Annotated in this window: 17 protein-coding genes; 1 reads left to right on the forward strand and 16 read right to left on the reverse strand. The window is 65.8% G+C overall.

The window, feature by feature from the left end:
• Nucleotides 1-38: 38 nt before the first annotated feature.
• The 16 genes from OHZ10_RS10790 to rpsB form a co-directional block, all read right to left on the reverse strand.
• Nucleotides 39-821 (reverse strand): RNA methyltransferase, encoded by a 783-nt coding sequence (locus OHZ10_RS10790; protein WP_342702419.1) that lies wholly within the window; start codon nt 819-821, stop codon nt 39-41.
• The gene (rnhB, locus tag OHZ10_RS10795) at nt 818-1,462 is read right to left on the reverse strand and encodes a ribonuclease HII (protein WP_059233860.1); all 645 of its coding nucleotides are present in this window, start codon (nt 1,460-1,462) and stop codon (nt 818-820) included. Before rnhB ends, OHZ10_RS10790 begins: the two co-directional genes overlap by 4 nt.
• Nucleotides 1,459-2,628, reverse strand: a complete 1,170-nt coding sequence (lpxB, locus tag OHZ10_RS10800) for a lipid-A-disaccharide synthase (protein WP_059233859.1) — start codon at nt 2,626-2,628, stop codon at nt 1,459-1,461. Before lpxB ends, rnhB begins: the two co-directional genes overlap by 4 nt.
• Before the next feature lie 3 nt (nt 2,629-2,631).
• Nucleotides 2,632-3,420, reverse strand: a complete 789-nt coding sequence (gene lpxA / locus OHZ10_RS10805; protein ID WP_059233858.1) for an acyl-ACP--UDP-N-acetylglucosamine O-acyltransferase — start codon at nt 3,418-3,420, stop codon at nt 2,632-2,634.
• Between the two features lie 58 nt (nt 3,421-3,478).
• Nucleotides 3,479-3,946 carry a 3-hydroxyacyl-ACP dehydratase FabZ gene (gene fabZ / locus OHZ10_RS10810; RefSeq protein WP_006495559.1) on the reverse strand — a complete coding sequence of 156 codons (468 nt, stop codon included), beginning with the start codon at nt 3,944-3,946 and terminating at the stop codon, nt 3,479-3,481.
• Nucleotides 3,947-4,075: 129 nt separating this feature from the next.
• The gene (gene lpxD, locus OHZ10_RS10815; RefSeq protein ID WP_342702431.1) at nt 4,076-5,155 is read right to left on the reverse strand and encodes a UDP-3-O-(3-hydroxymyristoyl)glucosamine N-acyltransferase; all 1,080 of its coding nucleotides are present in this window, start codon (nt 5,153-5,155) and stop codon (nt 4,076-4,078) included.
• A gap of 16 nt (nt 5,156-5,171) precedes the next feature.
• On the reverse strand, nt 5,172-5,669 hold the full coding sequence (locus OHZ10_RS10820; protein ID WP_059233856.1) for an OmpH family outer membrane protein: 498 nt from the start codon (nt 5,667-5,669) through the stop codon (nt 5,172-5,174).
• 64 nt (nt 5,670-5,733) lie between these two features.
• Nucleotides 5,734-8,043 (reverse strand): outer membrane protein assembly factor BamA, encoded by a 2,310-nt coding sequence (bamA, locus tag OHZ10_RS10825; RefSeq protein WP_059233855.1) that lies wholly within the window; start codon nt 8,041-8,043, stop codon nt 5,734-5,736.
• Nucleotides 8,044-8,104: 61 nt separating this feature from the next.
• Nucleotides 8,105-9,475 (reverse strand): RIP metalloprotease RseP, encoded by a 1,371-nt coding sequence (rseP, locus tag OHZ10_RS10830; RefSeq protein WP_174993035.1) that lies wholly within the window; start codon nt 9,473-9,475, stop codon nt 8,105-8,107.
• An 11-nt stretch (nt 9,476-9,486) separates the two neighbouring features.
• Nucleotides 9,487-10,683, reverse strand: coding sequence for a 1-deoxy-D-xylulose-5-phosphate reductoisomerase (locus OHZ10_RS10835; protein ID WP_059233853.1), 1,197 nt, complete (start codon nt 10,681-10,683; stop codon nt 9,487-9,489).
• Nucleotides 10,684-10,698: 15 nt separating this feature from the next.
• Nucleotides 10,699-11,520 carry a phosphatidate cytidylyltransferase gene (locus OHZ10_RS10840; protein WP_059233852.1) on the reverse strand — a complete coding sequence of 274 codons (822 nt, stop codon included), beginning with the start codon at nt 11,518-11,520 and terminating at the stop codon, nt 10,699-10,701.
• Entirely contained in the window at nt 11,514-12,296 is a 783-nt protein-coding gene (uppS, locus tag OHZ10_RS10845) for a polyprenyl diphosphate synthase (protein ID WP_006478494.1), read from the reverse strand. Before uppS ends, OHZ10_RS10840 begins: the two co-directional genes overlap by 7 nt.
• A gap of 49 nt (nt 12,297-12,345) precedes the next feature.
• A complete protein-coding gene (gene frr / locus OHZ10_RS10850) occupies nt 12,346-12,906 on the reverse strand; it encodes a ribosome recycling factor (protein ID WP_048248629.1) in 561 nt (186 codons plus the stop codon).
• Between the two features lie 91 nt (nt 12,907-12,997).
• Nucleotides 12,998-13,711, reverse strand: a complete 714-nt coding sequence (gene pyrH, locus OHZ10_RS10855; RefSeq protein WP_011352459.1) for a UMP kinase — start codon at nt 13,709-13,711, stop codon at nt 12,998-13,000.
• A gap of 156 nt (nt 13,712-13,867) precedes the next feature.
• Nucleotides 13,868-14,749, reverse strand: coding sequence for a translation elongation factor Ts (gene tsf, locus OHZ10_RS10860; protein ID WP_043190814.1), 882 nt, complete (start codon nt 14,747-14,749; stop codon nt 13,868-13,870).
• 162 nt (nt 14,750-14,911) lie between these two features.
• Nucleotides 14,912-15,652, reverse strand: a complete 741-nt coding sequence (rpsB, locus tag OHZ10_RS10865; RefSeq protein WP_006752149.1) for a 30S ribosomal protein S2 — start codon at nt 15,650-15,652, stop codon at nt 14,912-14,914.
• A gap of 378 nt (nt 15,653-16,030) precedes the next feature.
• On the opposite strand from rpsB, the gene map reads away from it, so the two are divergent.
• Complete coding sequence (map, locus tag OHZ10_RS10870; protein ID WP_059233851.1) at nt 16,031-16,846, forward strand: type I methionyl aminopeptidase; 816 nt, start codon at nt 16,031-16,033, stop codon at nt 16,844-16,846.
• Nucleotides 16,847-16,875: the final 29 nt, after the last annotated feature.

The raw sequence follows: 16,875 nt of genomic DNA on the forward strand, positions 1-16,875 counted from the left end.
GCCTTTTTTCATGGTGCGGCGAATGCGCGGGGGCGGCGTCACGCAGGCCGCTGCTGGCGCACCTGCTCGAACAGGCATACCGCTGCCGCCGCCGCGACGTTCAGCGACTCCATCCCGCCCGGCTGTGGAATCGTCACGCGATGCGTGGCCGCGTCGCGCCAGAACGCCGACACGCCGGCGCCCTCGTTGCCGAACACCCAGGCAACCGGCCCCGACAGGTCGCAGTCGTAGACCGCCTGCGCGCCATGCGAGTCGGTCAGCGCGACCGGCACGCCGAGCCGTTCGGCGAGCGCGACGGCGTCGACATCCTCGTGGATCGACAGCAGGAAATGCGCCCCCATGCCCGAGCGCAGCACCTTCGACGACCACGCGTAGGCGGTGCCCGGCGCACAGAACACGTGGCGCACGCCCGCCGCCGCCGCGCTGCGCAGGATCGAGCCGACGTTGCCGGCATCCTGCACGCCGTCGAGCACGACCGACGTATGCGTGACGCGAGCAGGCAGCGGTTGTTCGGGCCGGTCGACGAGCAGCAGGAAACCGACGCCGCTAACGACATTCGACAACTGCCCGAACAGCGCGTCGGGCAGCGTGACGATCCGCTGCGCATCGATGCGCGCGACGATCGCCTGCGCCTCGGCGTGGCCAAGTGCGCCCTCGGTCGCCACGCACAGTTCCGGCGTCGCACCCGTCTCGAGGTACGCGCTCGCGAGGTGGAATCCTTCGAGCAGCGCCTGGCCGCTGCGGCGCTGATGGGGCGTCGAACCCGCGAGCGCCTTCAGGCGCTTGTACAGCGGGTTGTCGCGGGAAGTAATGCTTTTCATCGAATCAGGTCGAGTGCCGCACGGACGGGTGCGAACGTGCGCCGATGCGCTTCGCACGGGCCGTGCTCGCGCAATGCGGCAAGGTGTTTCGCGGTGCCGTAGCCCGCGTGCACGTTGAAACCGTACACCGGGAAGCGCTCGTGCAGGTCGACCAGCATCCGGTCGCGCGTGACCTTCGCGAGGATCGACGCGGCAGAGATGCTCGGCACCAGCGCGTCGCCACTGACGATCGCCTCGGCCCGCACCATCAGCGTCGGGCAGCGGTTGCCGTCGATCTGCGCGAGCGTCGGCAGCACCGACAGGCCCTCGACGGCCCGCTTCATCGCAAGCATCGTCGCGTGCAGGATGTTCAGCGTATCGATCTCGTCGACGCTCGCCGACGCGACGCAATACGCGCGCGACCGCGCGACGATCAGGTCGTACAGCGCGTCACGCTTCTTCGCGGACAGCGCCTTCGAATCGTCGAGCCCGTCGATCGGCTGCGCCGGATCGAGAATCACTGCGGCGGCCACCACCGGCCCCGCAAGCGGGCCGCGGCCGGCTTCGTCGACGCCGCAGACGATTTCGTCAGGACGGCTGAAGTCGAAACCGCCCTGCTCGTCGCTCGACGCGCGGCGGCGTGATGCACGTACCGCGGTCATGCGCGCCCCTTGCGGTGTTCGAGCACGCGCACGACGGCTTCGGCCGCCTTCACGGCCGTATTCTGCCGCAGCGAAAGATGCATTTCGGTAAACACTTCGGTCAGCGTGCGGCGGTTCGCGTCATCGCGCAGCTGCGTGAGCGTTGCATCGGCGAGCGCCTCGGGCGTCGCGAAATGCTGCAGCAGCTCGGGCACGACGAAACGCCCCGCCAGGATGTTCGGCAAGCCGACGTACGGCAGGTAGCCCTGCCGGCGCATGATCTGCCCGGTCAGCCAGGGCACCTTGTACGAGATCACCATCGGCTTCTTCAGCAGCGCGGCTTCCAGCGTCACGGTGCCGCTCTTCACGAGGATCGCGTCGGCGGCCGTCATCGCGACCTGCGAGCGGCCGTCGGTGATCGTCAGCGCGAGCTGCGGATGCGCGTCGACGAGCGGCTGCAGCAGTTCGCGCAGCGCGGGCGTCGCCGCCGGCATCACGAACCGCACGCCGGGCTCGCGCTGTTGCATCAGCGCCATCGCCGCAAAGAACGTCGGGCCGATCAGCGCGATCTCCGAGCGCCTGCTGCCCGGCAGCACCGCAATCACGGGGCCGTCGGCGGGCAGGCCCAGCGCGATGCGCGCGCCGTGCGTGTCGGGTTCGAGCGGGATTTCGTCGGCCAGCGGATGGCCGACATACGTCGATGCGACGCCCGCCTTGTCGAGGATCGCCGGTTCGAACGGGAACAGGCACAACATGTGATCGACGGACTTCGCGATCTTCTTGATCCGGCCGCCGCGCCACGCCCAGATCGACGGGCACACGAAGTGGATCGACGGGATGCCTGCGTCGCGCGCCGCCTGTTCGACGCTGAAGTTGAAATCGGGGGCGTCGACGCCGATGAATGCGTCCGGCCGCTCTGCGAGCAGCTGGCGCTTCAGTTCGCCGCGAATCCGCAGGATCTCGGGAATCTGGCCCAGCGCCTCGACATAGCCGCGCACGGTCAGCTTGTCCATCTGCCAGTGCGAGTCGAAGCCTTGCGCGATCATCCGCTGCCCGCCGATCCCGTAGTACTGGGCCGATTCGGGCAGCCGCTCGCGCAACCCGCCGAGCAGCGATGCCCCGAGCAGGTCGCCCGACGGCTCGCCGGCTACCATCGCGAGCCGGAGCTGATTGGTCGGAAGCGGCATCGCTTAGCGGATGATGCCGCGTTGCGACGCGTCGATGAAATCGACGAGCGCCTTCACCGGTGCATCGCCGTCGCCGCCCGCCTCCGCCAGCTCGCGCAACTGCACCTTCGCTTCCTCGAACGACAGGCCGTTCTTGTACAGCACGCGGTACGCGCTGCGCAGCGCCGAGATCGCATCGGCCGAGAAGCCGCGCCGGCGCAGCCCTTCGACGTTGATCCCGTGCGGCTCTGCCTTGTTGCCGGCCGCGATCACGAACGGCGGGATGTCCTGCACGAGCGCCGACGCGCCGCCCAGCATCGAATGCGCGCCGATCCGCACGAACTGGTGGACACCCGACATGCCGCCGACGATCGCCCAGTCGCCGATCTCGACGTGGCCGGCCATCTGCGCGTTGCTCGACAGAATCACGTTGTTGCCGACGCGGCAGTCATGGCCGATGTGCACGTAGGCCATGATCCAGTTGTCGTCGCCGAGCGTCGTCACGCCGACGTCCTGCACGGTGCCCGTGTGGATCGTCGTGAATTCGCGGATCGTGTTGCGGTTGCCGATCACGAGCTTCGTCGGCTCGTCCTTGTACTTCATGTCCTGCGGACGGCCGCCGACCGACGCGTAATGGCCGATGCGGTTGTCCTCGCCGAGCGTCGTATGGCCTTCGATCACGCTGTGCGAGCCGATCGTCGTGCGCGCGCCGATCGTGACGTGCGGACCGACGATTGCGTACGGGCCGATCTCGACCGATTCGTCGATTTGCGCGCCCGGCTCGACAATCGCGGTGGGATGAATCCTGGTCATGCGCCGTTGCCTCTCGATGTGATGTGTCGCGTTGCGTTGCCCATGCGTGCCGCGTCGCTCAGGGCGCCGCGTCGGCCGTCTTGACCGTGCACATCAGCTCGGCTTCCGCCGCCACCTTGCCGTCCACTTCCGCCACCGCCTTGAACTTCCAGATGCCGCGGATGTAGCGTTCGAACGTCACGTTCAGAATCAGTTGGTCGCCCGGTTCGACCACGCGCTTGAAGCGCGCGCCGTCGATGCCGACGAAGTAGTACAGCGTGTTCTCCGGATCCTTCGGCTGCTCTTCCGCGAAGGTCAGCAGTGCGGCCGCCTGCGCGAGCGCCTCGAGGATCAGCACGCCCGGCATCACCGGCCGCTTCGGGAAATGCCCCTGGAAGAACGGCTCGTTGATCGACACGTTCTTCAGCGCTTTGATTCCTTTGTGCGGCTCGAGTTCGAGCACGCGATCGACGAGCAGAATCGGGTAGCGATGCGGCAGCAGCGTGAGGATCTTGTGGATGTCGAGATTGATTTTTTCAGTGCTCATGATGGTTCGTCTCACGCAGGGGCTGCGCGGTGGTGATGCAAAGGCTGAAGCGGGCCGCCGCGCGGCCCAGTCTGGCAAACCGGGCCGGTTGCGCTGGCCGTGCCCGGTTCGTGGTCTCGCATGATGCGCTCAGGCGTCCGTGCCGCCCTGGGCGGCGAGCGCGGCTTCGAGCGCCTTGATGCGCTCGCGCAGCTTGTCGAGGTTGCGCACGAGCGCGGCGCTCTTGTTCCATTCGCCGTGGTCGACGGCCGGAAACGCGCTGGTATAGATGCCGGCCTTCGGCAGCGACTTCGATACGCCCGACTTCGCGGTGATGATGACATAGTCGCCGAGCGTCACGTGGCCGGCGATCCCGGCCGCGCCGCCGATCATGCAGTGGCGGCCGATCGTCGTGCTGCCCGCGATGCCCGCGCTGCCGGCGATCACCGTATAGGCGCCGATCCGGCAGTTGTGGCCGATCTGGACCTGGTTGTCGATCTTCACGCATTCCTCGATGACGGTATCCGCCATCGCGCCGCGATCGATCGTCGTGTTCGCGCCGATTTCGACGTCCGGGCCGATCGTCACGCCGCCGACCTGCGGGATCTTGACCCAGCTGCCGGTGCGGGCGTCGCCGTCGCCGACGAAATCCGGTGCAAAGCCGAAGCCGTCGGAGCCGATCACGGCGCCCGAATGGACGATCGCGCGCGGGCCGACCTTGCAGCCGTGGTACACCGATGCGTTCGGATAGAAGTGCGAACCGGCGCCGATCGTCGTGCCGCGGCCGACGAAGACGTTCGCGTCGAGCTGCACGCCGTCCTCGATCACCGCGCCGGCCTCGACCGTCACGTGCGGGCCGATCACCGCGCTCGCGGCGATCTTCGCGGCCGGATCGATCGTCGCGCTCGGATGCACGCCGGCGGCGCGCTGCGGCGTGGCCAGGTCGATGAACATCTGCGCGACGCGCGCAAAGTACGCGTACGGATTCGGCGTGACGATGAAATTGCGGCCGCTAGCGGCCGCACCCAGCTTCTCCAGATCCTCCGGTGCGATCAGCACCGCGCCTGCCCGGGTCGTCTCGACCTGCGACAGGTACTTCGGATTCGCGAGGAACGCGAGTTGCTGAGGGCCTGCCTGGTCGAGCGGTGCGAGCCCGCCCACCTTGCACTGTGCGTCGCCGGCGATCTCGCCGCCGAACCGCTTTACGAGTTCCTCAAGCGTCAATGCCATTCGTCGTCTGCTCCGTTCAGTTCGTCGAGCCGGACGCGAGCGCCTTGAGCACCTTGTCGGTGATGTCGATGCGCGGGCTGACGTACACGGCTTCCTGCACGATCAGGTCGTAATTCTGCTGCTCGGCGATCTGCTTGATGACCTTGTTCGCCCGCTCCAGCACGGCCGCCAGTTCCTCGTTGCGACGCTGGTTCAGGTCTTCGCGGAACTCGCGCTGCTTGCGCTGGAAGTCGGTATCGAGCTGGGCGAGATCGCGCTGCTTCTGCGCACGATCGGCCGCCGACAGCGACGCGCCGTTCTTGTCCAGCGAATCGGACATCGACTTCAGGCGCGCGCCCAGGTCCTGCAGATCCTTGTCACGCTTCGCGAACTCGGCTTCGAGCTTCGTCTGCGCCGCCTTCGCGGGCACCGACTCGCGCAGGATCCGATCCGAATTGACCGCCGCAATGCGGGCGACGTCCTGTGCGTGCACCGTTGCCGCGCCCAGGGCCAGCGCAACGGTCAGCGCGCACATCACTCGTTTCGAAAACTTACCGGTTAGCAAAATTACCCTCTCGTTGCTGTTGTCATGCGTTCGGTCAGAACGCCGTCCCGATCTGGAACTGGAATTTCTGGTACTGGTCGCCTTCGTGCTTCTGCAGCGGGAAACCGAGGCTCAGCTTCAGCGGGCCGATCGGCGAGATCCACGCGAGACCCACACCGTAGCCGTAGCGCAGGCCGTTCGCGCCCGTACTCGTGCCGCCCGGTGCGTTGCCCCACACGTTACCGCCGTCAAGGAACGTGAACACGCGCAGCGTGCGGTCGTAGCCGGTGCCCGGCAGCGGGAACGTCAGTTCGATGTTGCCGACGAGCATCTTCGAACCGCCGATCGGGTCGTTCGTCTTCGTGTCGCGCGGGCCCAGCGAGCTCGGCTCGTAGCCACGCACGGAGCCGATACCGCCCGCGTAGTAGTTCTTGAAGATCGGGTACGGGTTGCCGATACCGTTGCCGTAGCCACCCTGCAGGTTCATGCCCAGGATGAAGCCGCGCGAGAACGAATAGTAGTATTGCGCCTGCAGGTCGGCCTTGTAGTACTGGATCTTGCCGACCGGCACGCCGTACTCCATGTTCGCCTGCGTGAAGTAGCCGCGGCTCGGAATCAGCGCGCTGTCACGCGCGTCGCGCGACCAGGCCACCGTCAGCGGCACCGTGTTCGACACGCGGCCGAACTGGTTCACATAATCCTGGTAGCTCTGCGGCGTGTTCGAATCGACGTCGAGGCGGTTCTGCTCGAAGCCCGCGCCGAAGTAGACGGTGTCGACTTCCGAGAACGGAATGCCGAACTTCAGGTTGCCGCCCGCGCTGATGATCCGGAAGCTCGAGCTCGTCGAATAGTACAGCGGCTGGTACGTACGGTAGTAGACGTCCGTGATCCGCTTGATGCCGTCGACCGTGAAGTACGGGTCGACCTGCGTGACGGTCAGCGTACGGTAGCTCTTCGCGGTGTTGACGTTCACCGACAGGCTGGTACCCGAACCGAACACGTTGTCCTGCGACACGCCGGCCGACAGCACGACCTTGTCCGTCGATGAGAAGCCCGCGCCCAGCGTGATGGCGCCGGTCGGCTTTTCGTCGACCTTCACGTTCACGTCGACCTGGTCGTTCGTGCCTTCGACCGGCACCGTCGTCACGTCGACGTTGGTGAAGTAGCCGAGACGGTTGACGCGATCTTTCGACAGCGCGAGGCGGTTCGAATCGAACCACGAGCTTTCGAGCTGGCGCATTTCGCGGCGCACCACCTCGTCGCGCGTGCGCGTGTTGCCGACGACGTTGATGCGGCGCACGTACACGCGGCGGCTCGGATCGACGACGAGGTTCAGGTTCACCTTGTGGTTCGCCTGGTCGATGTCCGGCTGCGCGTTGACGGTCGCGAAGGCGTAGCCGTATTCACCGAGCTTGTCGACGATCGACTTGGTGGTCTGCTGGAGCTTTTCGGCCGAGAAGCGGTCGCCCGGCTTGATCTTGATCAGCTTGGTGAGTTCGGCCTCGCGATCGAGCAGGTTGCCCGACAGCTTGATGCCCGACACCGTGTACGGCTCGCCTTCGTGCAGCGTGACCGTCAGGTACATGTCCTTCTTGTCGGGCGAGATCGACACCTGGGTCGACTCGATGTTGAACTCGAGGTAGCCGCGGTTCAGGTAGTACGAGCGCACGGCCTCGAGGTCGCCGGTGAGCTTTTCCTTCGAGTACAGGTCGTTCTTCGTGTACCAGGAGAACCAGTTCGGCGTCGACAGCTGCATCTCGTCGCGCAGCTTACTCGTGCTGAACGCCTTGTTGCCGATGAAGTTGATCTGGCGGATCTTCGCGCTCGGGCCTTCGGCCACCGCGAACAGGATCGACACGCGGTTCGCATCGACCGGCGTGATCGTCGTCTTGACCTCGGCCGCATAGAAGCCGCGCGTCAGGTACTGGCGCTTGAGCTCCTGCTCCGCCTTGTCGACGAGCGCCTTGTCGTAGTAGCGGCCGTCGGCGAGGCCGACGGCGCGCAGCGCCTTCGTCAGGTTGTCCTTGTCGAATTCCTTCGTGCCGGTGAAGTCGATCGACGCGATGGCCGGACGCTCCTGCACCTGCACGATGACGACGTTGCCTTGCGTCGCGATGCGCACGTCGTTGAAAAAGCCCGTCGCGTACAACGCGCGGATTGCTTCGGATGCCTTGTCGTCCGTGAAGGTATCGCCCTGCTTGATCGGCAGATAGGCGAACACCGAACCCGCTTCGACGCGCTGCAGCCCCTCGATCTTGATGTCTTGCACCACGAACGGTGCCGCTGCATGCGCCGCGAGGCCGTGAGCGGCGAGCGCGGCCGCTGCAACTGTCTTAGGTACAAAGCGATGAGGTTTGAACAACATGCATCCCCAATATTTAGCTGCATCAAATCGGGCGACTGCCGAGCAGCGGCCGCCTGACGCTTCAGAAATGGATTAACCGAGCCAGATCGTTGAACAGCGCGATCGCCGACAATGCGACGATGCAGATCAACCCGGCTCTTTGCAGAATCAGCTGCCAGCGCTCCGAGACGGCTTTCCCGGTCGCGGCTTCAACCGCATAATATAACAGATGCCCCCCGTCCAAAACGGGAATCGGCAACAAGTTCAGGACGCCAAGGCTAATGCTGACAAGGGCGAGGAACGACAGGAACGCCGACGGACCGAGCCGCGCGCTCTTGCCTGCGTAGTCGGCGATCGTCACCGGGCCGGACAGGTTCTTCAGCGATGCGTTGCCGGTGATCATCCGCCCGAACATCTTCAGCGAATACACGGAAATGTCCCACGTGCGGTGCGCGCCGAGCCGCAGGCTCTCGATCGGCCCGTAGCGCACGTCGACGGACGGCGCGTGCATCGACAGCGCCGCGCCGATCCGGCCGACCTGCTGCCCCGATTCGTCGTCGCGCTGCGTCTGCGGCACGATCGACACCGTCTGTGTGGCGCCGTCGCGCTCGATCTGCAGGTCGAGCGCCTGGCCCGCGTGGTGCTTCACCGAATCGATGAAACGCGTTGCGCCGCCGATCGGCTTGCCGCCGAGCGCCACCAGCTTGTCGCCCGCCTTCAGCCCGGCCTGCTCCGCCGCGCTGCCCGGCTGCACGGATGCGACCGACAGCGTGCCGCCGCCGGTCTCGAAGCCCAGATGGGCCATGAAATCGTCGTCGAGCTGGCTATCGGGAACGTTGCGGAGGTCGACGCGGAAATCGAACGTCGCGTTGCCGTCGCGCGCGCCGAGCACGATCTCGCGGTGGTCGAACGCGGCCGACAGCAGCTTCCAGCGCAAGTCCGACCACGACCGCACCGGCTCGGACTCGCCGCCCTGCGCGTTGCGGATCGACACGACCGTCTCGCTGCCGTCGAAGCCCGCGCGGGCCGCCACCGTGCCGGCGGCCGGCGGCGCGACGATCGCGGCCGGCTCGGTCACGCCCGTAGCAAACACGATCGAGAACAGTGCGATTGCCAACAGGAAGTTCGCAATCGGCCCGGCCGCGACAATCGCGATCCGCTTGTAGACGGATTGCCGGTTGAACGCCTGCCCGAGCTCCTCGGGCTGGATGCCGGGGCCCGGATCGCGCTCGTCGAGCATCTTCACGTAGCCGCCGAGCGGCAGCACGGACAGCGTCCACTCGGTGCCGGTCCGGCGGCTGACCCAGCGCGCAATGGGCTGGCCGAAGCCGATCGAGAAACGCAGCACCTTCACGCCGCACCAGCGCGCGACGCGATAGTGTCCGTACTCATGCACGACGACCAGTACCCCGATCGCCACCGCAAACGCGACCAGTTCGACCAGCACGTTCATGAGCACCCCATTCAGACAGTACGCTCCACGCGTGGCGCAGGCGCTTTCGCAATGATCTCGGCGGCGAGGCGGCGTGCCTCGGCATCCGCCGCCAGGACATCGTCGAGCCCGTCGGGCGCGCGGTTCGGCAGTGCGTTGAGCACGGAGTCGACCGTCGCCGCGATCGCCATGAAGCCGATCCGGCGCTCGAGAAATGCTTCGACCGCAACTTCGTTCGCCGCGTTCAATGCGGCGCTCGCGATGCCGCCTTCCTCGAGTGCCTTCAGCGCGAGCGCGAGGCACGGGAAGCGCGCGTAGTCGGGCTTCTCGAATGACAGCTGCGCGATCTGCGCGAGGTCGAGCTGGTCGACGCCCGCGTCGACGCGCTCGGGGAATGCGAGCGCATGCGCGATCGGCGTGCGCATGTCGGGATTGCCGAGCTGCGCGAGCACCGAGCCGTCACGGTACGACACGAGCGAATGGATCACGCTCTGCGGATGGATCAGCACGTCGATGCGATCGCCCGGCAGCCCGAAGATCCAGTGCGCCTCGATCACCTCGAGGCCCTTGTTCATCATCGTCGCCGAATCGACCGAGATCTTGCGGCCCATCACCCAGTTCGGGTGCTTGCACGCTTCGTCCGGCGTCACGTCGACGAGCGTGGCCGGCTCGCGCGTGCGGAACGGACCGCCCGACGCGGTCAGGATGATCTTCGAGATCCCGCCGTGCTCGGCCGCGTCGCGCGGCATGCACTGGAAGATCGCGTTGTGTTCGCTGTCGACCGGCAGCAGGATCGCGCCGTGGTCGCGCACGGCGTCCATGAAGATCGCGCCCGACATCACGAGCGCTTCCTTGTTCGCGAGCAGGATCCGCTTGCCGGCGCGCGCAGCCGCGAGGCTCGGCGCCAGGCCGGCCGCGCCGACGATCGCCGCGACCACCGTGTCGCAGCCATCGCTCGTCGACACGTCGACGAGCGCCTGCGGGCCGTACAGCACGGCCGTCTTGCTGCCTGCCGCGCGCAGCTTCGCTTCGACGTGTGCGGCCGTCGCGGCATCGCCGACCACCGCCACTTCGGGCGCGAAGCGCAGACACTGCTCGACGAGCTTGTCGCCGTTGCGGTGCGCAGTCAGCGCGTAGACCGAGAAGCGCTCGGGATGGCGGGCGACCACGTCGAGCGTGCTGTCTCCGATCGAGCCCGTGGAACCGAGCAATGTCAGACGTTTTTGCATAACAGAATTAATGGTTTAACCAAGCAGCAGCATCGCGAGCGGCAGCACCGGCAGCAGCGCGTCGACACGGTCGAGCACGCCGCCGTGGCCCGGCAGCAGTCCGCTCGAATCCTTGACGCCCGCCTGCCGCTTCAGCAGCGACTCGAACAGGTCGCCGATCACGCTGTACGCAACCAGCAGCGTCAGCGCAGCCCACGCGCCGGACATCCCGTAGCGGGCGGCAAATGCAGAAAACAGGGTCGGCTCGAACGCATGCGCGGCCATCGCGGCACCGGCGACGACCATCACCGCCAGCCAGCCGCCGATCGCGCCTTCCCAGCTCTTGCCGGGGCTGATCGTGATGGCCAGTTTACGCTTTCCGAAGGCCTTGCCCGCGAAGTATGCACCGATATCGGCCAGCCAGACGACCAGTAGCAGCGACAGCACGAACGGCACGCCCTGCGCACGCGCCGCGACGAGCGCATGCCAGCAGGCCGCGAACACGATCAGGCCGGCGGCGAGCAGGAACGGCCGCCAGACGCCGCCCGCGAGTTCGGGCTTGCGCCGCAGCGCGAACGGACCGACCAGCAGCCAGAACACGCCGGCTGCCATGAAAAGAGGGCGAGATCCGGCCGCATCGACGCCGAGCGGCGTGGTGGCCGCCAGCGCAAGCGCCGCGACGACCGCATAGACGACCGGGCCGGCGCCGCCGAGCTTCAGCAGGCGCGCCCACTCCCACGCGGCGAACACGAGCACGGCGCCGATCAGCGCGCCGAACGCCGTGAGCGGCGCGAACAGCGTCACCGGCAGCAGCACTGCCAGCATCACGATCGCCGTGATCACACGGGTTTTCAGCATGAAAGGGAATCGGCGTTTTGCGATTGCGGTTCGAGCTGCGCACTCGTGCGCCCGAAACGGCGCTCGCGCTCGGTATACGACGCCATCGCGTCGGCCAGTGCCGCGCCGTCGAAGTCCGGCCAGTATTTGTCGGTGAAATAGAACTCGGCGTACGCGAGCTGCCACAGCAGAAAGTTGCTGACGCGCTGCTCGCCGCCCGTACGGATGAAGAGATCGGGCTCCGGCGCATAGGCCATCGCCAGGTGCGGCGCGAATGCGTCCTCGGTCACTTCGACCTCGCGACCTTCGCGCACGGCTTGCTCGACGAGCTTCTTCGTCGCCTGCAGGATGTCCCACCGGCCGCCGTAGTTGGCCGCGATGGTGAGCGTCAGGCGCGTATTGCGCGCCGTCTTGGTTTCGGCGCGGCGAATCAGTTCGCGGATGCGCGGCTCGAAACGGTCGAGATCGCCGACGACACGCAGGCGGATCCCGTTTGCATGCAGCTTGCCGACCTCGCGCTCGAGCGCAGTGATGAACAGCCGCATCAGGAACGACACTTCGTCGTTCGGCCGGCGCCAGTTTTCCGAACTGAACGCGAACAGCGTCAGGTATTCGACGCCGGCGCGCGCGCAACCTTCGACCACCGCCCGGACGGCATCGACGCCGCGGGTGTGCCCCGCGACGCGCGGCAAGCGGCGTTCGGTCGCCCAACGGCCGTTGCCGTCCATGATGATCGCGATGTGACGCGGCACGACGCCGACGTCAGGCACGCGAACGGTAGAGCTGGTATAGGTCATGGCCGTTGAGACAGTAATGCGGGAAGAAGGCGGCGCGCGAGGACGGTCGTCAGACCGTCATGATCTCGGCTTCCTTGCTCTGCACGAGCTTGTCGATTTCGGCAACGTGCTTGTCGGTCAGCTTCTGCACGTCGTCGCTCGCACGGCGCTCGTCGTCTTCCGAGATTTCCTTGTCCTTCACGAGCTTCTTGAGCGCTTCGTTCGCGTCGCGGCGCAGGTTGCGGATCGCGACCTTGGCCGTTTCGCCTTCGCTCTTCACGACCTTGGTCAGCTCGCGGCGGCGCTCTTCCGTCAGCGCGGGCATCGGCACGCGGATCAGATCGCCGGACGTTGCCGGGTTCAGGCCGAGATCGGCTTCGCGAATGGCCTTCTCGACCTTTGCGACCATCGGCTTTTCCCACGGCTGCACACCGATCGTCCGTGCGTCGACGAGCGTCATGTTGGCAACCTGCGAGATCGGCACCATCGACCCGTAGTAGTCAACCTGCACGTGATCGAGCATGCCGGTGTGCGCACGGCCCGTACGGATCTTTGCCAGATCGCTCTTGAATGCATCGATCGAGCGCTGCATCTTTTGCTCGACGCCCTTCTTGGTATCAGCGACACTCATTTCAACCTCCGAACCTTCAAACCTTCAAAGAACGCGGGCCCCGCCCGGCGCAGGACATACGCCGCGGCCGACGACCCGCATCCGCGGGAGTTTACACGTGGACGAGCGTACCTTCGTCCTCGCCCAGCACGATGCGCTTGAGCGCGCCCGGCTTGTTGATCGAAAACACGCGAATCGGCAGCTTCTGGTCGCGGCACAGCGCAAAGGCCGTCGCGTCCATCACCTGCAGATTGCGGCTGATCGCCTCGTCGAAAGTGATCGTCGTGTAACGCGTGGCCGACGGATCCTTCTTCGGATCGGCAGAATATACGCCATCGACCTTGGTCGCCTTCAGCACGACCTCGGCGCCCACTTCCGAACCGCGCAGCGCGGCGGCCGTGTCCGTCGTGAAGAACGGGTTGCCCGTACCGGCCGCGAAGATCACGACGCGGCCTTCCTCGAGCTGGCGGATCGCGCGGGGCCGGATGTACGGCTCGACGACCTGGTCCATGCGCAGCGCGGACTGCACGCGCGCCTCGATGCCGGCGTGGCGCATCGCGTCCTGCAGCGCCAGCGCGTTCATCATCGTCGCGAGCATCCCCATGTAGTCGGCCGTCGCGCGGTCCATGCCGGCCGCGCCACCCGCGACACCGCGGAAAATATTACCGCCACCGATCACGACCGCGAGCTGCGTACCGAGACGCACGACTTCGGCAATATCGGCCACCATCCGTTCGATCGTCGCGCGATTGATGCCGAAGGCATCGTCGCCCATCAGCGCTTCGCCGGAGAGTTTGAGAAGGACGCGTTTATAGGCATTGGACATAGGGGCTTCCGAGCGACGAGAGGATGACAACCACGAACTGTAGGGGCGAAATACTGATTCGGGCAAGCGCCGACGACCGGACCGGGGTTCCCGGCCGGCCGGCAGCGCCGCCGGCCGCGGCGGAGCGGACGCCCGCCGCGGATACTGCCTGACTGCTTACTGCTGCTTTGCTGCTGCGACTTGCGCGGCCACTTCGGCGGCGAAGTCGTCCTGGCGCTTCTCGATGCCTTCGCCGACGACGAACAGCGAGAACTTCTGCACGGCGGAATCCGCCGCCTTCAGCATCTGCTCGATCGTCTGCTTGTCGTTCTTCACGAACGTCTGGTTCAGCAGCGACACTTCCTTCAGGTACTTCTGGACGCTACCGTCGACCATCTTCGCGACGATTTCAGCCGGCTTGCCCGATTCCGCAGCCTTCTGCTCGGCCACGCGGCGTTCCGTCTCGATCAGTTCTGCCGGCACGTCGGCCGACGACAGCGCGACCGGCTTCATTGCCGCGATGTGCATCGCGACGTCCTTGCCGACCTGCTCTTCCGCGCCCGTGTACTCGACGATCACGCCGATACGCGCGCCGTGCAGGTACGTTGCGATCTTGTTCGCGGTTTCGAAACGGACGAAACGGCGGATCGAGACGTTCTCGCCGATCTTGCCGATCAGTGCCAGGCGCACTGCGTCGACCGTCGAGCCTTCGAGCGGCAGCGCCGACAGCGCAGCCACGTCGGCCGGGTTTTGCGTCGCGACGAGTTCTGCAACCGTCTTCGAGAATGCGAGGAAGTCGTCGTTCTTCGCGACGAAGTCGGTTTCGCAGTTCAGTTCGACCAGCGCGCCTGCATTGCCGCCGACGAACGATGCGACGACGCCTTCAGCCGTCACGCGCGATGCCGCCTTGCTCGCCTTGTTGCCGAGCTTGACGCGCAGCAGCTCTTCAGCCTTGGCCAGATCGCCGTCGGCTTCCGTCAGCGCCTTCTTGCACTCCATCATCGGTGCGTCGGTCTTTGCGCGCAGTTCTGCCACCATGCTTGCGGTAATTGCCGCCATCATTCGCTCCTTGAGTCTGTATTCACAACGCCGCCCGCTTGGACGCGAACGGCCGAGATTCGTTTCCGGACCCGCGCCGATTCGGCGCGATCAGGTCCGGCGCACAAGCTTAAAAAAAGGGGGCCTGTTGAGAGCCCCCTTTTTGCGCCGGCTCGGGGCCAGTTACGCGTTTTCCTCGACGTACTCGTCGTCGCCGCGTGCGGCCTGGACCACTTCGTTGACCGCATTCGCACGGCCTTCGAGGATCGCGTCGGCCACGCCTTCGGCGTACAGCGCGACTGCCTTGCTCGAGTCGTCGTTACCCGGGATCACGTAATCCACACCTTCCGGCGAGTGGTTCGTATCGACCACGGCGATGACCGGCACGCCCAGCTTGTTCGCTTCCGTGACGGCAATCTTGTGGTAGCCGACGTCGACGACGAAGATTGCGTCCGGAATGCCGCCCATGTCCTTCACGCCGCCGATCGACTTCTGCAGCTTGGCGATTTCGCGTTCGAACAGCAGCGCTTCCTTCTTGCTCATCTTCTCGAGCTCGCCTGCCTCGACTGCCGCTTCCATGTCCTTCAGGCGCTTGATCGATACCTTCAGCGTCTTGAAGTTGGTCATCATGCCGCCGAGCCAGCGTGCGTTGACGAACGGCATGCCTGCGCGCTGCGCTTCCTGGGCGATCGTGTCACGCGATTGACGCTTCGTGCCGACGAACAGGATCGTGCCGCGGTTCGCTGCCAGCTGGCGCACGTACTTCTGTGCGTCCGTGAACATCGGCAGCGTCTTTTCGAGGTTGATGATGTGAATCTTGTTGCGGTGACCGAAAATGAACGGAGCCATCTTCGGGTTCCAGAAGCGCGTCTGGTGACCGAAGTGGACACCTGCTTCCAGCATTTGGCGCATCGTAACTGCCATGTAAATTCTCCACGAGGGTTGGGTCTTAAGCCGGCCGCCGTACCGCCGCGCGAACCCGCCCCGAAGGGCACCGATTCCACGCGGCCGGCACCCTGGTTGCGCCGGCTTGCGATTCGGCACGTGCAAAACGCCCGTGCCGTAAGCCTTTCATCGCCATGCCGCCCCAAGATGGGGCAAATTCGGCATTTGGATATCGACTTAGCCAAAGAGTATAGCACGCCGATTTGTCCGCTCTCAAGTCGCTCGCCACTTTCGCTAGCCGTGCGGCAGCCGGCCGGACAATCCGCGAAAACCCGCATCCGCGCGGCCGGCAGGGGCTGCGAGGCCCGCCATAAGGTGCGATAATCCGTCAATTCACCGCATTCCAGGCATACCTCGATGGCTATTACGCTCAAAAACGAACACGATATCGCGGAGATGCGCGTCGCCTGCCGTCTCGCCAGCGAAGTGCTCGACTTCATCACGCCGCACGTCGTCGCGGGCATCACGACCGCCGAACTCGATCGCCTCTGTCATGAATTCATGCTCAACGAACAGGGCACGATCCCGGCGCCGCTGAACTACCAGCCGCCCGGCTATCCGCCGTACCCGAAGGCCACCTGCATTTCGGTCAACGACGTGATCTGCCACGGCATTCCCGGCGAGAAGGTGATCAAGAACGGCGATGCGCTGAACATCGACATCACCGTGATCAAGAACGGCTACTTCGGCGACACCAGTCGGATGTTCATCGTCGGCGAAGGCTCGATCCTCGCGAAGCGCCTCGTGCAGACCACCTACGAATGCATGTGGCTCGGCATCGACCAGGTCAAGCCCGGCGCGCACCTCGGCGACATCGGCTACGCGATCCAGAAGCACGCGGAAGCGCAGGGCTACAGCGTCGTGCGCGAATACTGCGGCCACGGCATCGGCACGGTGTTCCACGAGGATCCGCAGGTCGTCCACTACGGCCGTCCGGGCACCGGCATCGAGCTGAAGGCCGGGATGATCTTCACGATCGAGCCGATGATCAACGCCGGCAAGCGCGACATCCGCACGATGCCCGACCAGTGGACGGTCAAGACGCGCGACCGCAGCCTGTCCGCGCAGTGGGAGCACACGGTGCTCGTCACCGAGACCGGCTACGACGTGCTGACCGTGTCGGCCGGCACGCCGGCGCGCCCCGTGTTCGCGCAACCGGCCGCCGCCGTCTGAGCGCCGTCGCGCCAGCCCGCCCCACCCGC

The organism is Burkholderia arboris (assembly GCF_038723655.1).
GTDB lineage: Bacteria > Pseudomonadota > Gammaproteobacteria > Burkholderiales > Burkholderiaceae > Burkholderia > Burkholderia arboris.